Source organism: Lutispora sp. QWL-02 (assembly GCF_058315355.1).
Genome location: NZ_CM177762.1, coordinates 1,417,602 through 1,437,248 on the forward strand (window position 1 = coordinate 1,417,602; position 19,647 = coordinate 1,437,248).

A 19,647-nucleotide genomic window follows, 5' to 3' on the forward strand; every position below is an offset into this window, starting at 1 on the left:
GAGGCAATGCATATACATACTTTGCGTTTAGCACGCTAAGCACCACGGTAACTTCCACAGCACTTCCTCCATTCTATCTTCATAACCAAACGGAAGCTTCAACTATTTATGCTGTTATGTGATACATGCTTCAGCAATAAAACTATGCAGGCGCTGATGCTAATGGCAGCAGTCAGGGCACAGGTACCCCATCCCCATTCCCAAAGCCCCCGAGTGCCAAACATAACGACGACAATGAACTGCGCTAGCGGCATTCCTATATCTCCAACCCCTCCTGCAAACCCTGTGACCAGAGGCAAATCACTGTTATTATATAACTCCGGTAGGATAGCATAAAAGGTACCAAGTCCCCATGATGAGGCGAAGCAAATCAGAAGCACACACAGATAAAAAATTGGGAACGACGACAAATCTAAAAAAATAAAAAGGCAGGAAGCTAAAGCAATCAACAGGGAACCTAGCATCAACACTGTCAAACGTGCTTTTGCTCTGTTCTGCGATCGCAGGGCAATCATATCCGAAATTTTGCCCGACACTAGACAGGAAATCAAGGTACCCATCAGTGCGGCAGATGAAATTTGGGCGGTTTCCCAATCGCCATACCCTATCCACATGCTAAAAAGCGGTATACCAACCGTTACTGCCTGCAATACATAGGTGGTGGAAAGAAAGGCTAGAATCAACAACCAAACCTGTGGAGACAGAAGCAACCGGAAGGAAGACCTTCGAGAGGCGCTTGAAGAGGAAGTGTGCCGAAAGTCATTTGTTTTTACAGTAATAAGCCAAACAGTGCCGATGGCAGCCTGAATCATAGCCAAAACATAATAAGAGGATTCCCAGCCAAATTTGGGACCTAAAAATCCCGCAATCATGCCGCCGGCTCCACCGCCGCAGTTAAATAGTCCGACAAAAACAGCCGATGCAAACCCTGACTGCGATGGTTGGACTACTTGCATCGAAATCATAATCAAAATTGGGAAAACAACAGCGCCCAATCCCTGCAGAATTTTAAGAAATATAAGTGCTGCTGGAGAAGAAACAGACGGCAAAAATAGCTGTGGAACGATGGCACAGACAAAGGCCAATGCAAAAATCAGATGCAACCTCACCCGTCTGTAAATCGATCCAGCACACATCATAGCTGCTACAATAGCGGCAGATTTTACAGTATCTGCGGTCAGGAGAAGAGCAACCGACAGACCGCTTTTCAAAGACAAATCCACCGCAGTGGCGGAAAATTGTGAAAAGGCAGACGATATACTGCAGCCGGCCAATGCACTGATTAAAACAATATACCATCCCGCAAAATGGAACGGTTTTTTTACACCTTGCGTCTCATTCAATTATCATCCCTACCTTGTCTTAACTTTATCTCATTAACAATGAAGCTACGGTACAAAATAGCAATATTCATGCCAACATATAAATACAAGTGTCAGCCGATTACTATATATAAATATTGCATATATATATTTGAATTTTAACTAATTTTTATATATACTGTTTTTAATAACAGGAGTGATTGTTACCAGGGCAAGGAGTATGAGCAATGAAAAGGCAAACGAACCTAAAATACAATAATTTTGATATGACACTGGAAGAGTGCCGCTTGGTGCTGGATAACATTGACGGACTCATTATTACAAATGAAACCGGAAAAATTAAATATATGTCTCCATCGATTCTAGATCGGATGGACAAACGGATGGGTCTAGACAAGAAAAGTCAAATTGCAGGTCAGCCGGTCTTGCAGCTTCACCCCACCTGTCATATTCCCGCATTTCTAGACAGCGGCCAACGGGAAACCAATACTTACTACTTTACAGCCGGAGTAGCTACTGTATCCCGTATCAAGCGGGTAAACGGTGAAAAACAAGGAATCGGCGCATTAGAATACGATTTCTTTGTCGATGATTACCAGATCCGCAACTTTTTGCTGGAAATCATAAAACTGGCCGACGGCGGACAAATTGACCTGACTGAAAGTATTGAGGAAATCAAAAAACGGTTGTCCAAGCCGGAAATCATCAAGTACAAGATGTCGGGCATTATTGGAAAATCACCTGCCATGAAAGCCATTAAGGAAAAAATCTTCGCAATATCCAATTACAATTCCACCGTACTGATTACAGGGGAGACAGGCAGCGGTAAGGAGTTGATTGCCCATGCGATCCATGATATCAGCCGGCGGGCGCTGATGGATATGGTGGAGGTCAACTGTGCCGCAATACCTGAAAGTTTGTTCGAATCAGAAATGTTTGGCTATACCGACGGCGCATTCACCGGTGCTAAAAAAGGAGGTAAGGCTGGAAAGTTTGAGATGGCTCACAAAAGCACTTTATTTCTGGATGAGGTAGACCAGCTTCCTTATCATATACAGCCCAAGCTGCTGCGGGTGTTGCAGGAAAAATCCATAGACAAAATTGGTTCCCGCATCGTGCCTGTAGATGTGCGGGTGATTGCGGCCACCAATAAAAACCTGAAGGAGCTGGTGAATCAGGGCAAGTTCAGAGAAGACCTATATTATCGGCTGAATGTGGTTAATTTTGACATTCCACCCTTGCGGGAACGGAAAGAGGACATTCCCGAGATGGTACAGCATTTTATCGCCCGATTCAACAAATCCCTGAACTTGAATGTGGAGGGGGTTTCCGATGAGGCAATGCAGCTTTTCTACCGATACCGCTGGCCAGGAAATGTACGGGAGTTAAGTAACATCATCGAACGTGCCATGACGGTATGTAAGTCCGATATTCTCTCCCAACGGGATTTCCGGGAGCTGGCCGATATATTACAACGAGATGCTTCCTATGAAGATTACGACGGCAGCACGCTGGAACAAATCTGTATGCGTGCGGAAAAGGAAGCAATAGAAAAAGCCCTGGCCTTCTGCAATGGTAACAAGACCAAAGTCGCCCAATTCCTGCAGATTTCAAGACCGGCGCTTTATTATAAGATAGAAAAATACGCAATTGATTCATGTCAGAATATTTAACAGTGTTAAATATTCTGACGTATGCTGCTATGTCAATGCATAGGTTAGCTTACACGAATACTACAATTAAGTTGTAAAAAAAACTGACACCTAGAGTATTACTACATATAAAAATAAAGGCATAAAAGCAAAAGATGATTACCCGATGCTCATATATTTTTTAATTAAATGCCAACTTGCCCTTCTACAGATGTTTATTCATAAGAAACATCTGTAGAAGGGCAAGTTGGCATAAAATTTGCTCTGTGATAGAAAGTGAATATCTGCGCAAAAGACCGCTGCTGTGCAACCAGTCGGAGGATATGCGCAGACAGGCCACATGTTTCATCATATCATTTCAGTTATAAGTGAGGAGGAATTAACATGGAAGAACAAACAACGCAAAAAAATGCATCGGGCGGGCATATGACATCGACCAAGGAACTCAAACGGGTACTGGATCGAAAGGACTTGCTATCCATTGCCATTGGGCAAACCATTGGCTCCGGTGTTTTTGCGCTGGTGGGTGTGGGAATTGGAATGACCGGGCGGTCGGTAAGTGTGGCAATGCTGATTGCGGCGGTATTCACTATCATGATGGATATTCCCATGATGCTTGTCAGCGGAACAGTTCGGTTGCGTGGTGGCTTCTATACACAACTGGCTTTTTTACAGCACAAAAAGGCAGCGGGCTTTTATGTCATTGTTCATATCATTTCATGGACAGCATTGGCCATGTATGCCATCAGCGTTTCTCAATATCTGCTTGACCTCATTGGAAGAAGTACCATTAACCCGGAATTGGTCAGTATTATAGGTAAGTTAATCGCCTTTGCCGTTCTGACTATTTTCTACGTAGCAAACCTGTTTGGCATACAGGGAGCGGCAAAACTCCAAAATGCAATGATGGTTTGCATGACACTGGGGCTGACCGCATTTATCGTATTTGGCCTTCCTCAGGTAAGTCCCAATTATTTTACTGAGGACTTTTTACCCAGTGGATTAACAGGTTTGTTTGCTGCCGGCGCACTGCTTACCTGGGCGGTAGGCGGAGCCAATGTAATTGTTCACCTGGGGGCAGAGGCAAAAAACCCCACCAAGGACATCCCGGTTATTATAATTCTTGCGACGGTAATTATAGCTGTTTTTTATTCTCTGATTGCAGTTGTGGCATCCGGAGTATTGCCGGTGGCGGAAGTGGCCGGTCAGCCCTTGTCCCTGGTAGCGGCCAAAATATTTCCCCGCCCCATTTACGTTTTCTTTATTGTTGGCGGAGCAATTTTTGCCTTGACAACCACCTTGAACGCATCCTTAGGCTGGGTCACAAAGCCCATTTTACAGGCGGCCGTGGATGGCTGGTTTCCGCCTTTTGTGGCCAAAATCGGCAAGCGGTATAAAGCACCGGTCACCATCCTTACCATACTGTATCTGGAATGCCTGCTGCCCATCTTTTTTGGCGTAAATGTGGATGCTATTGCAAACCTGGCCATTATCCTGACCAACGTTTGCTTTGCCATGATCTGCTTCTCTGTTGCCAATGTGAAAAAGGTTGTGCCGGATCTGTGGGAAAAATCCCGATTTCATGTATCAGATCGCTTGCTGAAGGGCCTTAGTATTATGGGTGGCACCGTCTGTCTGCTGCAAATTGGATTGCTGGTAATGGTAGGCGACATGAACTGGCATATGATTCTCAGCAACCTGGGAGCGCTGGTGTTTGCCTTGGCCTACACATTCTGGCGTGACCGGAATGGAAATGTCAATATGGAAATTAGTTACGAAGAGGCATAAAATTAAAACCGTATGAAAGGAAGATGTAACATGACTGCTATATTAAAGTATCCGGCTTTGTTCCAACCTATTACAATCGGAAATAGAATTGCAAAGAACAGAATTTGGTCTGCACCTCAGGGAATGAGCGATCTGACTCCGGATGGCTACTTTACCCCGCAGAACATTGCTTTTTACCAAACCAAGGCCAAGGGTGGCCTGGCAGTGATTAGCCTGGGTGAAGCGATTATTGATCGGGTTCGAGCCAAGGCTCATGGACGTATGCTGGCTCTTGATGATATCGAAGTGATTTCATCCCTGATTAATTGCAGCGATGCCATTCACCAGTACGATGGATTGGCATCTATCGAGTTGGTTCACGCCGGTTGTCGGGCTCGGCCGGAGTACTGCCAGAAAGGGCCGGTGGGCCCTAGCGCCCATATGGGAATTTACGGCGAAATGGTCGCCGAAATGGATGAAGACATGATTGAGGAAGCGGTAGAAAGCTTTGGCAAAGCGGCCTACATGGCAAAATTCTGTGGTATTGATATCTGTTGCATCCACGCCTGCCATGGTTGGATTTTTTCCCAGTTCATGGCTCCTGCCACCAACCAAAGAAAGGATAAATACGGCGGCAGCGTAGAAAACCGCTCTCGTTTTGCACGCATGGTAATTGAACGGATACGTAAATACTGCGGTCTCAATTATCCCATTGAATGGCGTATGAGCGGTTCCGACCTGTATGAAGGCGGCGTTACTATAGAGGAATCGATTGAATACGCCAAAATTCTGGATGGCATGGTGGACATATTCCATGTGTCTGCCGGATCGTTTAATGTTCCGGATACTTCTACCCGCATGTTCCCATCCATGTACTTAAAAGACGGCGTTAACGTGACTTTTGCGGAGCAGATAAAGCGAAACGTCCACAAAACTGCTGTTGCTACTGTTGGCGCACTAGGTAATGATCCTGCTTATATGGAGGAGTTGGTAGCCAGCGGCAAGGTAGATATTATAAATATTGCCAGAGGTACTATCACGGATTTTGACCTTGTCAACAAAATCCGTCGGGGCGAAGAGGACGAAGTCATTAATTGCTTGCGGTGCAACATGTGCCTGAGCATGGATTTTGTACCTCATGTACCTTTTGCCATGCGGGTTCACCGCTGTACGGTGAATCCTGAGGCAGGTCGCGAGTACGAAGTGGGCTTTATGGCAAAAAAATCCGAGCATCCTCAAAAGGTTTTGGTGGCAGGTGGAGGTCCGGCCGGAATGCAGGCCGCTATTACTGCTGCCCAGCGGGGACATGAAGTCATTCTCTGTGAAAAAAGCGGGCGTTTAGGGGGGATGCTAGATTCCGCCGACGATATTTCTTTCAAAAAGTTGATGAAGCAGTACAAGAATGCGCTCACTACTCAAGTGGGAAAAGCTGGCATCAAGGTGCTGCTGAATACAACTGTCACTCCGGAGTTGGTGGAGCAGATTGCTCCTGACACATTGATTGCTGCTATTGGTGGCGAAGCACTGATTCCGGATATTCCCGGCATCAACGGTGACAGTGTGTACGTGGCTGCCCGGGATTTTGGCAAAGGTAAGGAAGTCGGCCAAAAAGTAGTGGTAGTGGGCGGCGGCTTGGTGGGATGCGAAGAGAGCATCCATTACCGCGAGCAGGGCAGGGACGTGACGATACTGGAAATGAGTGACACCCTGGCGCGTGATGCATGGTTCCTGCATCTGCGGGCTACTCTGATGGAAATGGAGAAATTGGGTGTTAAATCCTGCCTTAACACAAAGTGCACCAAGATTACCGATAAAGGCGTATTTGCAGTAGATGCTAATGGCAAAGAAGTATTCTTTGAAGCTGATACGGTGGTTATCGCAGCCGGGCTGCGGCCTCGAAGCGATGAAGCGGAAGCCCTGCGCTTTACCGCTCGTGAGTTTGTCCGAGTAGGTGATTGTAAGGAGTGTAAAAGAATTTATGAAGCAATACGCACCGGCTACGATGCTGCAGTGACGATATAAAGCATTCTACCATAAGTTTTTTACGTCCAATAAGCCCTATAGCAAAGAAATACTCCCCATTACTGATTTCAATCCAGTGACGAGGAGTATTTTTTTGCCTATTATTTCCGTATCTCCGTCCCGTTCTTAAAGGTAAACCACACATCGACTGGGCTGTATAAACTGTTATAAAGTCAACCAGGCTATGCTAGAGAAGCGGGTCAAAAGATGATGAATATTATTAATAGGGCAGTTATCAGTTCAAATGTACCCCCTGAAAGAATGTCACCGGAAGAAAAAATGGAAATTGTGAAGCAATTAGAAAGTCAGGGAGTATTTTTGCTAAAAGGCTCCGTACAAGAGGTTGCCAAGCATCTGAAGGCTTCAGAAGCGACCATATACAGATACTTGAGTAAAAGCATGTAGAAATATAGATAAAATAAGCTTAAAAATCTCAGATTTATCTCTGAGATTTTTTAATGCCCAAGCCTTCGAAAAACTACAAAATATGAAGAATGTAAGCGATACACGGACTAATTGAACAAAATATTCAAAAAATAGACTTTTATCAATATGATAGATTTAGTTCTTTTATATATAATAAAATTAAGACTCGAAGATAATAAAAATATATAAATTTTTAGCTTATAAATATTTGGAGGTGCGGGATGAGAAAAATTCTGGTTACAGGTGCATTGGGACAGATAGGCTCTGAGCTGACAATGTATCTGAGAAAAATTTATGGCTCTGAAAATGTAATCGCTTCAGACCTAAGGAGAATCGAAGGCTCTAAGGTTTTGGAGGGAGGACCCTTTGAAAGCGTGAATGTGCTTAACACTCAACAAATGGTTGATGCAATAACAAAACATGGTGTAAATTCTATCATACATTTAGCTGCAATGCTCTCAGCAACAGGAGAGGCTAATCCGGCCATGGCATGGAATGTAAACATGGGCGGACTTTTCAACGTTTTGGAAATAGCCAGAGAAAAAGGTTGCTCGGTATTTACACCCAGCTCCATAGCCGCTTTTGGCCCCGATACACCAAAGGTAAGGACTCCTCAAGACACCCTTCAAAGGCCAACTACCATGTATGGCGTTACAAAGGTAGCAGGAGAGCTTCTATGCGATTATTACTATAAGAAATTCGGCGTAGATACCAGAGGCGTGAGATTCCCGGGCTTGATATCCTATGAAACACTGCCGGGTGGAGGCACTACCGACTATGCAGTCCATATTTATTACGATGCATTGCAGAAAAAAAAGTATGCCTCATTTATCGCAGAGGGTACACTGATGGATATGATGTATATGCCCGATGCTTTGCACGCAATAGCTTCCCTTATGGAAGCTGATGCTTCAAAGCTGAAGCATAGAAATGCCTTTAACATAGCATCTATGAGCTTTGCCCCCGAACATATAGCTGAGGAGATCAAGAAGCATATACCCGAATTTGAAATGAGCTATGATGTGGACCCGACCAGGCAAGCTATTGCAGATTCCTGGCCTGATTCACTGGATGACAGCGCCGCCAGGGAAGAATGGAGCTGGAAGCCTGAATATGATTTGGACTCGATGACAGTAGATATGCTGGCTAAGCTTAGAGAAAAGCTGAACTTGAAATAGTATGCCGGATTGACTGCTCCACCTGAAAAGTATAGAATTAGGTGGAGCAAGTTTATTTAAGAGAGGGATGTAATATCAGACAAAGCCAATATAGCTGATTATTTGGGCTTATCACTGAACTAACCCGCTCTAAGACCCCCGCCTCTATAGGCGGTGGGTGCCAAGAGCGGCTAAGTCCAGTACCCCAGGGCACCTTCTCTTGCCCTTGCAGGGCAATTCACCTTGTATGGACTCGACTAACATTCAGTGGGGGTTGAATCCCCCTCTGAATGAAGTCTCGTTCAAAGAAAAACGCAACCTATATAAACAATTGCATATCTGCCCCCAGCCCATCCTCAAGATACTGTTGGGCAGTCATAACTTCTACCTCAGGTATCAGCTCATTCTTGTCGATGCCCATAATCTCCATTGAAAGCTTGCAACTGTAAAACTTTACCCCATTTTTGCGGGCGCCGCTTAAAAAATCTATAAGCTTCGGTGCTTCTCCATCCTCCATCATCTCCAGCATCATAGCCTTGCCGATACCGCTGAAATTCATCTTTGACAGGGGCAATTCTTCAGGCCCTTTTGGAGTCATTACGGAGAAAAGCTTTTCATAAAAGCTTTTGCCGTCTGAATTAGTCTTTTCATCGCTTCTCAATAGGCAAAGACCCCAAAAAGCAAAAAACATTGTTACATCTACATCCATATCTCTTGCGGTATTGGCCAATATCAATGCTGCTAAAGCCTTGTCATACTCTCCGCTGAACATAAGGATATTAAGTTTCTTAGGCAATATAATACCTCCCTATAGCTTTTTCATTAGTTTATTCTAACCTATGATTACAAAGGATATTCTTTAATATACCTATCTTTGTTGCTTACAATATTTTTTAACATCAGAGCCAGCACATCGATCTCATCAAAAGTGTTATACATGCCGAAGCTGACCCTTACAAAACCGGGGTAATTTTTTAAATTGCCCTTTTTTCTTTCTTCCATTTGCTTATGGCTCACATTCAGTAATCTCTGCACATAGGGATGAGCACAGAAGCATCCGCTTCTCACCCCGATGCCTGCCTCATCAGAGAGGATGCGGGCCGTTTGACTATGATGCAAGCCTTTTATATTAAAGGGTATGATAGATACTTTATCCAGGCTTTTCTCAGCAGTGCAGCAAAGGTCAATATCAGGAATGTTATAAAGGCTGTTGACTGCATATTCGGTCAGCCTTCTTTCATATTCATCTACATGCTCCATGCCGATGGAGCTCAATATATTTATAGACTCCATCAAGGCTGCAACTCCCATTACATTGGGAGTTCCCGCTTCTTCTTTGTCCGGCAGCTTTGCCCATTTGACATAATCATGAGTAACAAGATCTACGGTTCCTCCACCCTTATAGTCCGGAGGACATTTTTCAAATGTTTCCTTAGGCCCTATTAGAACTCCTATACCAAAAGGGGCATACATCTTATGAGCTGAGAAAACCAAATAATCGATATGCTCAGGAGAACAATGGGGCTTCATATCTATGGAGCTGTGGGGAACTAACTGAGCGCCGTCTACAAGGATTTTTGCCCCGTATTTATGAGCCATCCGGGCGATATGGTAAATGGGATTTTTAAAGCCTGTCACGTTAGATGCTCCGGTAACTGTTACCAGGCGGACATTCTTTCTATAGTATGACAACTTTCTCTCCAGGTCATCCATATTCAATCTTCCTGCTTTGTTTATATCTATATAATCCACACGAAATTTATTCCTCCATGGCAGGTCATTGGAATGGTGCTCCATGCTGGTTGATAATATGACTCCTCCGCCGTATATGTCCTTATACATATTAGACAATTTGTTTATGGCTTCGGTAGTGTTTTTGACATAGATAACACAATCCTTATCGGGGGAGCCTCCCACAAAGTCGAGAACCGAATTTCTTGAACTGTCATATATCTCGGAGGAAGCTTTTGATTTATAGCCTGTGCCTCTATGTATTGAGGAGTACCATTGTGAAAAATCAACTATTCTGTTCACCACAGAAATGAAGGGAGGGGTGGTAGCTGCATTATCAAAATTGATATAGGGAGTCATGACACCATTTTTTATCGGCACCTGAGTATTTACGCCGGCAACCAGCTTTCTGAACGGACTTCCTCGATTTTCAAACATCTAAATCACCCTCAAGCAATATATATACATAATCATTTTATTCAGATCCCGTGCTTTGGTTACAAATATTAAGAAATGTTAACCAGAAGATATGATTAATAGCTATTGCTATTAATAGGGAGAAATAATGAGAAAAATAGGTATAAATTTGAATATCGCGTAGATATTATTATATATTGAAGCTAAAAATAGCTCTAAGCTATTGAAATATATAAAAAGTATTGTATAATATAATTAAAGGTCAAAGAAAGTCAAAGTCAAACTAAAAACAAAATTTATATAAATCACGGAGGTGTTGTATATGTTTTTAGTTCCATATGGCAGAAGAAATAAAGGTCTGGCTAACAGGCCAAATGATGTTTTCAACATAGACAGCTTGTTTGACAACTTCTTCAATGATTCCTTTATGCCTGCATTTTTCACAGGGGATACCCAGATGAGAGTAGATGTGAAGGAGAATGAGAAGGAATACATTGTCGAGGCTGATTTGCCAGGGATCAAAAAGGAAGAGATCAATGTGGAGCTCAATAATGACAGGCTGACCATATCTGTGGAAAGAAATGAAGAAATCAATGAAGAAAAAGAGAATTACATCAGAAGAGAAAGAAGAAGCGGCAGCTTCTGCAGAAGCTTTTATGTTGAAAATGTATTGGAAGGCCAAATCTCTGCAAAATTCGAAAATGGAGTTTTGTCAATGGTACTCCCCAAGAAGGAGCCCGGCGTGAATAAGAAAAACAAAATAGAGATCAAGTAGCATTTAAAAATATACCGCAGTCAAAAGGACTGCGGTATATTTTTAACGCTAAAAGATAAAACATAAAAAATTTTTTTATGATAAAATAATAAGTAAAAGATGTAAAAATAAGTGGCAGGTGATTACAAATGAGCAGAAATTATTACAGCAACATTTGTACTCTTATTGATCGTTTATCTGAAGGAATCCTGATCCTTGATTCTGAAAGCAGAATAATTGCCAATAATAAATTCATGGAAATATTTAATATAAAGAAAGAAGAGGTTCCCAATGTTCTTCAGAAATTAGACGGATATTGCATTGATGAAATATTAAGCAGCAGTGGTAATCTTAAAAAGGACATATATATTAAAGATAGAAAAATAAAAATTGAAAAACTGGTAATGAAAGCATCTGAACAATATGATTACTCCATATTGATTTTTAAAGATGAAGAAAATATGGAAAGCTCCGGCTTTCAAATCAATGAACTTAAGCATAGCCTGGATGTCATGAAGGATATTCTGGATAATGCATATCAAGGTATGGTATTGGTCGATGAAGATGGCCGCATACTTAAATGGAATTATGAAAAACTGCTGGGAATAAAAGAATGCGATGCATTGGGGAAGCCTGTGGAGACGGTTATTGAAAACACAAGGCTTCATATCGTTGTAAAGACCGGGAAGAAAGAACTATGCGATGTCCAAAGAATACAAGGGCATAATATGATAGCCAGCAGGATTCCTGTGGTAAAGGACGGAAAGACCATCGGAGCCTTAGGTACTGTATTGTTCAGGGATATAGAAGAAGTCAAGACCTTGGCAAAAAAGCTGGAGGTGCTTGAGAATACTGTGGGAAAATATAAAGGGGAAATAAGCAAGATGTACCGGGCCCGGTATTCCTTTGACGATATAATAACACAAAATGAGAAGATGCTTAAACTAAAGGAGATCGCAAGAAAGGCCGCCGAGTTGAACTCTACTATAATGATCCGAGGGGAGAGCGGGACAGGCAAAGAATATTTTGCACATGCTATACACAATGCAAGCCGGCGAAAATACGAGCCCTTTATCAGAATAAATTGCGCCGCAATACCACATGAATTATTGGAATCAGAGCTTTTTGGCTATGAAGGCGGTGCCTTTACGGGGGCAAAAAAGGAAGGCAAGCTGGGCAAATTTGAGCTTGCCAATGGCGGCACCATCCTTTTGGATGAGATTTCTTCAATGCCATACAGTATGCAGTCAAAGCTGTTGAGGGTATTGGAAGAGCGAGAATTTGAAAGGATCGGAGGCAACACCAGAATAAAGGCCGATGTAAGAATAATAGCCTCCACCAATGAAAACCTGGAGGGAGCAGTAAGAGAAGGGCGATTTAGACAGGACCTATTTTATAGATTAAATGTAGTTGAAATAGACATTCCTCCTTTAAGAAATAGATTGGATGATATATACATATTGTCCGAATATATTTTAAATGAACTGATGCAAAAGATGGGTTTCCCTTATAAAATGATTACCGATAAAGCCAATCTGGTCTTAAGGCTATATAACTGGCCCGGAAATGTGCGTGAATTAAGAAATGTATTAGAGCGGGCCACAAATATTTCTTCCGGAAATGTTATCAAGCCAGAACACTTGCCTGACTATATAAATAACAAACTTAGCGAGAATGATTATAGCGAAAAGGCATGTCTATTAAAGGCTAAAGTAGCGGAAGCAGAGATAAATGCAATAATGGAAGCGTTGAGGCTGACAAATGGAAATAAAACTGATGCGGCTAAGTATCTGGGAATACATAGAACAGCCTTATATAAAAAGATGGATAATTACGGTATTAACATTAAAAGCATTCTTAAATCCGATAGATTTTGAATATTAGTGTAGCTGATTATATACAATAAGTATTTGTGTAGAAATTTTGCTACACCATCTTAACGTGATGCTTCTCTAGCATGTATGATAAAAATAAAGTTCAAATAAAAAAGTGTAGAGATATTTCTACACTTTTTTTGCTGCTCATTTATCTCCAGTTTTTATGACATAGGCAAACCATTGGGAACACAAGCGTTTGAGAATCATATTATAAGCTGATAATTGGTATGTTATTTGCATCATTTACTCTATGAAATTGTTGGTTTCAAATGAATGTCCTGATAAGAAATAACACTATAAAATAAAAGGAGGAAAATCGATGAGAGAGGTTGTTATCGTCAGTGCTGTAAGAACGCCTATAGGAACATTTGGCGGGAGCTTTAAGGATGTTTCCCCAATTTTTCTTGGAGTGGTTGCTGCAAAAGAGGCTATGTCCAGAGCAAATGTAAAGCCTGAAATGATTGATGAGGTAATATTCGGCAATGTGCTTCAGGCCGGTCTGGGCCAGAATGTGGCAAGACAGGTAGCTATTGAGGCAGGTATCCCCGTAGAAGTGCCATCCATGACTATAAATAAGGTCTGCGGCTCGGGTTTAAAGACAGTGAGCTTAGCTGCTCAAGCAATAATGCTGGGAGAAGCAGAGGTAGTACTTGCTGGCGGCACCGAAAATATGAGTATGGCGCCGTACCTCATGCCTAAAGCAAGATGGGGGCATAGAATGGGTGACGGCACGATTGTGGACTATATGGTTCATGACGGCTTGACGGATATTTTCAATAATTATCATATGGGAATTACTGCAGAGAATATTGCAGAGCAATGGAATATTACAAGAGAAGAGCAAGATAAATTTGCATTGGAGAGCCAGTTAAGGACAGAAAAAGCCATAAAGAGCGGAAGATTTAAGGATGAAATAGTGCCGGTAGCAATTCCCCAGCGAAAGGGCGATCCGGTAGTAGTAGATACAGATGAGCATCCACGCTTTGGCTCTACTATTGAAGGCTTATCAAAGCTTAAACCAGCATTCAAAAAGGATGGAACAGTCACTGCGGGTAATGCATCAGGAATAAACGACGGTGCTGCAGCAGTGGTGCTGATGTCAAAGGAAAAGGCAGATGAATTAGGTATAAAACCATTGGTAACTATAGTATCCTTTGCCTCGGCCGGCGTAGACCCCAAGCTCATGGGATATGGCCCCGTACCTGCATCAAAGAAAGCTTTGGCTAAAGCTAAAATGACTATTAAAGATATAGACCTGGTTGAAGCTAATGAAGCTTTTGCAGCTCAATCCCTGTCAGTTGTAAAGGATTTGGAATTAGACCCTGAGAAAACAAACGTGAATGGCGGAGCCATAGCTTTAGGCCATCCCATAGGATGCTCAGGAACCAGAATACTTGTTACATTGATCCATGAGATGATAAAGAGAGATAATAAAACCGGCCTTGCAACCTTATGCATTGGAGGCGGCCAAGGGACATCAATAATAGTTAAGAGATAAATAGCAATATGAGGAGGTATATATAATGAATAAGTTGATTTCTATAGATGATGCTGTAAATATGATCCATGATGGCATGACAATAATGGTCGGCGGTTTTTTAGGATGCAAAAATCCTTTTGGAATTGTTGATGCGATAGTTGAAAAAGGGGTTAAAGATATAACGCTGATTGCAAATGATACTGCTTTTCCCGATATTGGTATAGGAAAGCTTATTGTAAATAAACAGGTCAAAAAATTGATAGCATCCCACATCGGGACCAATAAAGAAACCGGAAATCAAATGAATGCAGGTGAACTGGAGGTTGAACTGGTACCCCAGGGGACTTTAGCAGAGCGGATCAGGGCAGCCGGCGCAGGCCTGGGCGGGATATTAACACCGACAGGGCTCGGGACAGTAGTGGCAGAGGGAAAGACAATAATTGAAGTGGATGGAAAAGAATATTTATTGGAAAAACCTCTTAAGGCTGATGTAGCGCTTATAGTTGGAGCAAAGGTAGATAAAAAAGGCAATATAAGATATAGAAAAGCTACAAGAAATTTTAATCCATTGATGGCTGCGGCCGCTGAACTGGTAATTGTTGAAGCAGATGAGATAGTTGAAGTCGGCGGGATCGATCCGGATGATGTTATGACTCCGGGATTATTTGTAGATTATGTAGTAGGGGGTAATAAGTGATGGATAAAAACATGGAAAAGGAATTTATTGCAAAAAGAGTAGCGAAAGAATTGAAGGACGGCGATGTAGTAAACCTTGGAATTGGGCTTCCCACCCTTGTTGCCAATTTTATTCCCGAAGGCATTGAAATAACACTTCAATCGGAAAACGGATTTGTCGGAATGGGGCCTGCACCTAAAGAAGGAGAGGAAGATCCGGATCTGGTAAATGCGGGAGCACAATATGCAACTATAAATCCCGGAGGAACATTTTTTGACAGTGCGGATTCCTTCCTCATAATAAGAGGCGGACATGTAGACGTTACGGTACTGGGAGCTCTTGAGGTAGACGAAAAGGGAAACCTTGCAAACTGGATGGTGCCCGGCAAGATGGTTCCGGGAATGGGCGGAGCCATGGATCTGGTCACGGGAGCAAAAAAAGTAATCGTTGCCATGAATCATACGGCAAAGGGAAGCCACAAGATACTCAAAAGGTGCAAATTGCCTCTGACAGCGGTGAAATGCGTTGATCTTATCATAACAGAGATGGGAGTAATGGAGGTTACAGACAAAGGGCTTGTTCTAAAAGAGATAAACCCTGAATTTACTGTTGAAGAAGTTCAGAATGCAACTGAGGCAACATTAATTATTTCTGAGGATTTAAAAAAGATGGAAATATAGACCTAGACGAGAAAATGCCCCGGCTATGTCGGGGCATTTTTTAATGCTTTCTTTGCCAACTCATCAGCCATTTCATTATACTTATCACCGGAATGGGCTGCAACCTTTTCAAAAGAGATATTGATAGCGCTTTTATATTTGTTCATATATTCAATATATTTTTTTGCACAATAGGAATTAGCCTTCCATTGGCCTGTAAACCATTTTGCTATTCCTTCATAATCATGTCTTATTATTATCTTATCAAAGCCTTTGCCATAGGCCCATTTTATTACGAACATGACGCCCATAAGCTCTCCCGCTACATTTCTGCTCCCCACTGCCTCCGGGTCATCATTGCTGCCGCTCTCACAAATGATATCTCCTTGAGGTGTTATTATGACGCAACCGAAGGAATATCTCTTTAAGCTGTCATCATAGCTGCCGTCTACATATGCAATTACCGAGCCTGATTCTGCAGCGAGCTTCATATGGATCTCTGAAATATCTATGCCTTTTGCAAAGGCATCAGCCTCCTCAAAGGTGGGAAATGACTTGTATTTTACACCCTTGACGCCTTCAATGCTGCTCTTGCATTCTTCCCAGGTCTCAAATACCCCTGTGATCTCTTGACTTCTCACTCCATAATACTTCTTCTTTGCCATAGACTACCTCCAATAATGATGTCAGTCAAATGCTACTATACGCTGCTGGGTTTGTCAATTAAAAACTGGTATAAATATATTTCAGCTATTTAGAGGCGATGTATTTTTATGTCGTAATTAGTAAAAAGTTGAGAAGTATTATTGGCTCTGGTATACTATTCTTGACCAATATCTACTAATATATGCAATAAATTTCTATAGGGCAAATGATGTGGGGTGCGATAATTGCTTAACTTTGTCATATGTGATGATATGGAGGCCAAAAGCATAAGGACTGTAATTGAACCCATGATAAAAGAGCTAAATTTAGGCAGGATTGTTCTTTCAGAAACAAAGCCCGATAGAGTATTGGATTATATCAAATATAATGATACCGCTTCAGTTTATTTCATAGATATAGAATTAGACACATCTGTAAATGGAATCGACATAGCCAGACTCATAAGGGACAGAGATACTTCCTCCTATATAGTATTTATCACAGCTCATCAGGAATTTGCTTTTTTGACATATAAATATAAGCTGCGCGTAATGGATTATTTAGTGAAGCCCCTGAAACCGGAAGATATAAGACAATGTCTGGAGTCAATCTGCGAGCTTGAGAAAAAGAGGAAGGCTATTGAGGATGACAATCATCAAAAGAATAATACCTTAAGCATAAAATCCGGCTGCAGGCAGTATAGGGTAAATGTAGAAGACATAATATATTTGGAGGTCATAAAGAACAAAATAATTATCCATACAGAAACAGGAAAGATAAGCTTTATTTGCACTTTGAAGGATGTACGGGACAAGCTGTCTCGTATGGGGAATGATATCATAATGGACTGCCATAAATCTTATATGATAAACATCAACAAAGTGCAGGGCATAGATAATATGGATATCATAATGTCTAATGGAGACCGCTGTCCTCTCTCCAGGAACCATAGAAAGGAGATTATCGATGCTTTTGGCAGTTAACTTCCTTATGTGTTTTATAATGGCTGTTTTGTCTTATATATCAATAGTACGTTTATCAGGTATAAGATTTAATAGAATTAAAGCAGTTTTTTATATCATCTGTACTGCTTTTCTAACAGCCATGATAAAGAGCTATGGATATAATGATAATGTAATCTTGCCATTAAAAATGATAGCGATGGTAGTTGTTATCGTATTGACCACTTATTTTATACTGATTAAGGACATACTGAAATCTGCTTATTATACAATCATAATATATACGGTTGCTTTGATAAACGATTCGCTTCTTGCTTTTATCCTTATTAAGATGCTAGATTATGAAATGAAAATGCTTCAAACAAATATTATATATGTATTGTTAACAAATCTTGTAATATCTTACTTATCTTATGCCCAAATAATATTCATAAAAGCTCTATTATATAAGAAAAAAATAGTCAATGAAACAAATAAAAATGCAGCCTATATAGCCTTTGCGTTGATGACCTTCATAGTAACTGCTTTTAATATATTGGTTTACAACCAATATATCGAGTTGATAGGTAAGAGATTGATGCTCATGAACATATTCATAACCTCAGCTTATTTCATACTTACTATGGCAGTATATGGAATTTATAGCAATTTAGTAGTGAATGAGCAGGAGAATAAACAGCTAAAGGTATATATAAATATGGCGGATGAGCTTATTGATGAATATAGAAGGGTCAGGCATAATACATATAATATTATTCAGGCTGCATCAGCCTTTATCGAGGAAAATGATATGGAAGGATTAAAGGAGCACTTCAGCAGTATCATCGAAAGGCAAAAGGGTATTGAGAAAAGCAACATAGCATCTTTATACAAGATAGCACACCCTGGGGTAAAGAGCCTTTTATCCTCCAAATTAGGCAGGATAGAAGCATTATCGTTGAATTTGAATCTAGAAATAACTACAGATTTGGAAGATGTTAAAGTAAATATATCGGATTTATGTGAGATACTGGGAGTATTCTTAGATAATGCCATAGAAGCATCAGGATTAACGAAGGAAAAATATATAGAGATTTGCATGTTTGAAGATGACCAATATTATATAACCATCATCAAGAATTCCTATGACGCCAATCAAAGCAAAAAAGGCAACGGAATAGGATTAAGGACAGTAAACAGCATATTAAGGAAGTATGGTTTGATGCTTAATAACACTATAATAGAGGAAAAATATTATATCCAGGAGCTGATAATTAAAAAATTCAACTGATACTTTTTCGACAAAATGCATCTTGTACTTAAAAAGCTACCTCTTGTCCTATGCCTATGGACTTTTTATTTTATTCTGTTATATTTAAATCAGGTGATGAGTATGATAATTGATGCTTTAGCTAAAAGAATAGAAGATTTTATTGTAGCTCACATGGAAGAAATTGACAGCATAAAAATAGAAACCATCAGATATGGGATAAAAGTTTTTTTGATAAACGCATATAAAATTCCTATAATATTTACTATTGGTTACATGCTGGGGATTCTCAAGTATGCTGTCATAGCCTATATATGCTTCGGCTCTTTGAGGACTTTTGCCGGAGGTATTCATGCAGAACGGGGAATAGCTTGTATAATATCATCTATGCTAGCAATATATAGCCCGGCTTATCTCTCTCCTTATCTGGATAGAAGCCACAATATTGTTTTGTTTATAATCACATTTATTATAATTGCATTATATTCTCCATCGGATACAAGGAAAAAACCGATCAAATCATATAAGCTCAAAGCAGATTTAAAAGCAGATTCAATTCTAATAGTTGTAATAATTTTTGCAGCATCCTGCCTTTTACCAAAAGATATATCCGGCGTTATGGTGGTAAGCATGTTTTTTGAGTCACTGTTGGTATTACCAATAACATATAAAATATTTGGAAAGGAGCGGAGCTCATATGCGTAAAATGTTAGCGTTGTTGCTTACAGTGCTTGCTATTATGGCAGCACAAACGAGTGTTGCATTAGCATGCGTTTGGGGATTATTGGAGGAGGTAGAGACGCCGGAAATTTTGATTAAATAAGGTTTAGACAAAGCAGATAAGGTACATC

Annotated in this window: 17 protein-coding genes; 13 read left to right on the forward strand and 4 right to left on the reverse strand. The window is 41.0% G+C overall.

Features of this window, described 5'->3' with window-relative positions; all coding sequences use genetic code 11:
- Positions 1 to 98: 98 nt before the first annotated feature.
- A complete protein-coding gene (locus tag AC4HCY_RS06525) occupies positions 99 to 1,343 on the reverse strand; it encodes an MFS transporter (RefSeq protein ID WP_323430748.1) in 1,245 nt (414 codons plus the stop codon).
- A gap of 206 nt (positions 1,344 to 1,549) precedes the next feature.
- On the opposite strand from AC4HCY_RS06525, the gene AC4HCY_RS06530 reads away from it, so the two are divergent.
- From AC4HCY_RS06530 to AC4HCY_RS06550, 5 genes are all read left to right on the forward strand, one after another.
- Complete coding sequence (locus AC4HCY_RS06530; protein ID WP_323430749.1) at positions 1,550 to 2,995, forward strand: sigma-54 interaction domain-containing protein; 1,446 nt, start codon at positions 1,550 to 1,552, stop codon at positions 2,993 to 2,995.
- 363 nt (positions 2,996 to 3,358) lie between these two features.
- A complete protein-coding gene (locus AC4HCY_RS06535) occupies positions 3,359 to 4,762 on the forward strand; it encodes an APC family permease (RefSeq protein WP_323430750.1) in 1,404 nt (467 codons plus the stop codon).
- Between the two features lie 30 nt (positions 4,763 to 4,792).
- Positions 4,793 to 6,763, forward strand: a complete 1,971-nt coding sequence (locus tag AC4HCY_RS06540; protein WP_491095629.1) for an oxidoreductase — start codon at positions 4,793 to 4,795, stop codon at positions 6,761 to 6,763.
- A 207-nt stretch (positions 6,764 to 6,970) separates the two neighbouring features.
- Complete coding sequence (locus tag AC4HCY_RS06545; RefSeq protein ID WP_491095630.1) at positions 6,971 to 7,168, forward strand: helix-turn-helix domain-containing protein; 198 nt, start codon at positions 6,971 to 6,973, stop codon at positions 7,166 to 7,168.
- Positions 7,169 to 7,410: 242 nt separating this feature from the next.
- Positions 7,411 to 8,367: an L-threonine 3-dehydrogenase gene (locus AC4HCY_RS06550; RefSeq protein ID WP_323430753.1), complete on the forward strand. Its 957-nt coding sequence runs from the start codon at positions 7,411 to 7,413 to the stop codon at positions 8,365 to 8,367.
- 298 nt (positions 8,368 to 8,665) lie between these two features.
- Here the strand turns inward: AC4HCY_RS06550 and AC4HCY_RS06555 are convergent, their stop codons facing one another.
- Complete coding sequence (locus AC4HCY_RS06555; protein WP_491095631.1) at positions 8,666 to 9,142, reverse strand: DsrE/DsrF/DrsH-like family protein; 477 nt, start codon at positions 9,140 to 9,142, stop codon at positions 8,666 to 8,668.
- 47 nt (positions 9,143 to 9,189) lie between these two features.
- Positions 9,190 to 10,515: an aminotransferase class V-fold PLP-dependent enzyme gene (locus AC4HCY_RS06560; RefSeq protein WP_491095632.1), complete on the reverse strand. Its 1,326-nt coding sequence runs from the start codon at positions 10,513 to 10,515 to the stop codon at positions 9,190 to 9,192.
- Positions 10,516 to 10,816: 301 nt separating this feature from the next.
- Between AC4HCY_RS06560 and AC4HCY_RS06565 the strand changes: the two genes are divergently transcribed.
- The 5 genes from AC4HCY_RS06565 to AC4HCY_RS06585 all read left to right on the forward strand — a co-directional run bounded on the left by AC4HCY_RS06565 (position 10,817) and on the right by AC4HCY_RS06585 (position 15,961).
- Entirely contained in the window at positions 10,817 to 11,269 is a 453-nt protein-coding gene (locus AC4HCY_RS06565) for an Hsp20/alpha crystallin family protein (protein WP_323430756.1), read from the forward strand.
- 128 nt (positions 11,270 to 11,397) lie between these two features.
- Positions 11,398 to 13,125, forward strand: coding sequence for a sigma-54 interaction domain-containing protein (locus AC4HCY_RS06570; protein ID WP_491095633.1), 1,728 nt, complete (start codon positions 11,398 to 11,400; stop codon positions 13,123 to 13,125).
- 319 nt (positions 13,126 to 13,444) lie between these two features.
- Positions 13,445 to 14,623 (forward strand): acetyl-CoA C-acetyltransferase, encoded by a 1,179-nt coding sequence (locus AC4HCY_RS06575; RefSeq protein ID WP_491095634.1) that lies wholly within the window; start codon positions 13,445 to 13,447, stop codon positions 14,621 to 14,623.
- A 25-nt stretch (positions 14,624 to 14,648) separates the two neighbouring features.
- Entirely contained in the window at positions 14,649 to 15,302 is a 654-nt protein-coding gene (locus tag AC4HCY_RS06580) for a CoA transferase subunit A (protein ID WP_323430759.1), read from the forward strand.
- Positions 15,302 to 15,961 carry a CoA transferase subunit B gene (locus tag AC4HCY_RS06585; RefSeq protein WP_323430760.1) on the forward strand — a complete coding sequence of 220 codons (660 nt, stop codon included), beginning with the start codon at positions 15,302 to 15,304 and terminating at the stop codon, positions 15,959 to 15,961. The genes AC4HCY_RS06580 and AC4HCY_RS06585 overlap by 1 nt, the downstream gene beginning before the upstream one ends.
- Positions 15,962 to 15,984: 23 nt before the next feature.
- On the opposite strand, the gene AC4HCY_RS06590 is transcribed toward AC4HCY_RS06585, so the two are convergent.
- Positions 15,985 to 16,605, reverse strand: a complete 621-nt coding sequence (locus AC4HCY_RS06590) for a ribonuclease H1 domain-containing protein (RefSeq protein WP_491095635.1) — start codon at positions 16,603 to 16,605, stop codon at positions 15,985 to 15,987.
- Positions 16,606 to 16,830: 225 nt separating this feature from the next.
- On the opposite strand from AC4HCY_RS06590, the gene AC4HCY_RS06595 reads away from it, so the two are divergent.
- The 3 genes from AC4HCY_RS06595 (at position 16,831) to AC4HCY_RS06605 (ending at position 19,501) form a co-directional block, all read left to right on the forward strand.
- Positions 16,831 to 17,568 carry a LytR/AlgR family response regulator transcription factor gene (locus tag AC4HCY_RS06595; protein WP_491095636.1) on the forward strand — a complete coding sequence of 246 codons (738 nt, stop codon included), beginning with the start codon at positions 16,831 to 16,833 and terminating at the stop codon, positions 17,566 to 17,568.
- The gene (locus AC4HCY_RS06600; protein WP_491095637.1) at positions 17,552 to 18,817 is read left to right on the forward strand and encodes a sensor histidine kinase; all 1,266 of its coding nucleotides are present in this window, start codon (positions 17,552 to 17,554) and stop codon (positions 18,815 to 18,817) included. Before AC4HCY_RS06595 ends, AC4HCY_RS06600 begins: the two co-directional genes overlap by 17 nt.
- A gap of 102 nt (positions 18,818 to 18,919) precedes the next feature.
- Complete coding sequence (locus tag AC4HCY_RS06605; protein WP_491095638.1) at positions 18,920 to 19,501, forward strand: accessory gene regulator ArgB-like protein; 582 nt, start codon at positions 18,920 to 18,922, stop codon at positions 19,499 to 19,501.
- Positions 19,502 to 19,647 lie beyond the last annotated feature (146 nt).

Excerpts from the sequence above, each read along its gene's own strand:
- AC4HCY_RS06530 (WP_323430749.1), top strand. The coding sequence starts at position 1,550 with ATGAAAAGGCAAACGAACCTAAAATACAATAATTTTGATATGACACTG.
- AC4HCY_RS06535 (WP_323430750.1), top strand. The coding sequence starts at position 3,359 with ATGGAAGAACAAACAACGCAAAAAAATGCATCGGGCGGGCATATGACA.
- AC4HCY_RS06540 (WP_491095629.1), top strand. The coding sequence starts at position 4,793 with ATGACTGCTATATTAAAGTATCCGGCTTTGTTCCAACCTATTACAATC.
- AC4HCY_RS06545 (WP_491095630.1), top strand. The coding sequence starts at position 6,971 with ATGATGAATATTATTAATAGGGCAGTTATCAGTTCAAATGTACCCCCT.
- AC4HCY_RS06550 (WP_323430753.1), top strand. The coding sequence starts at position 7,411 with ATGAGAAAAATTCTGGTTACAGGTGCATTGGGACAGATAGGCTCTGAG.
- AC4HCY_RS06560 (WP_491095632.1), bottom strand. The coding sequence starts at position 10,515 with ATGTTTGAAAATCGAGGAAGTCCGTTCAGAAAGCTGGTTGCCGGCGTA.
- AC4HCY_RS06565 (WP_323430756.1), top strand. The coding sequence starts at position 10,817 with ATGTTTTTAGTTCCATATGGCAGAAGAAATAAAGGTCTGGCTAACAGG.
- AC4HCY_RS06570 (WP_491095633.1), top strand. The coding sequence starts at position 11,398 with ATGAGCAGAAATTATTACAGCAACATTTGTACTCTTATTGATCGTTTA.
- AC4HCY_RS06575 (WP_491095634.1), top strand. The coding sequence starts at position 13,445 with ATGAGAGAGGTTGTTATCGTCAGTGCTGTAAGAACGCCTATAGGAACA.
- AC4HCY_RS06580 (WP_323430759.1), top strand. The coding sequence starts at position 14,649 with ATGAATAAGTTGATTTCTATAGATGATGCTGTAAATATGATCCATGAT.
- AC4HCY_RS06585 (WP_323430760.1), top strand. The coding sequence starts at position 15,302 with ATGGATAAAAACATGGAAAAGGAATTTATTGCAAAAAGAGTAGCGAAA.
- AC4HCY_RS06590 (WP_491095635.1), bottom strand. The coding sequence starts at position 16,605 with ATGGCAAAGAAGAAGTATTATGGAGTGAGAAGTCAAGAGATCACAGGG.
- AC4HCY_RS06600 (WP_491095637.1), top strand. The coding sequence starts at position 17,552 with ATGCTTTTGGCAGTTAACTTCCTTATGTGTTTTATAATGGCTGTTTTG.
- AC4HCY_RS06605 (WP_491095638.1), top strand. The coding sequence starts at position 18,920 with ATGATAATTGATGCTTTAGCTAAAAGAATAGAAGATTTTATTGTAGCT.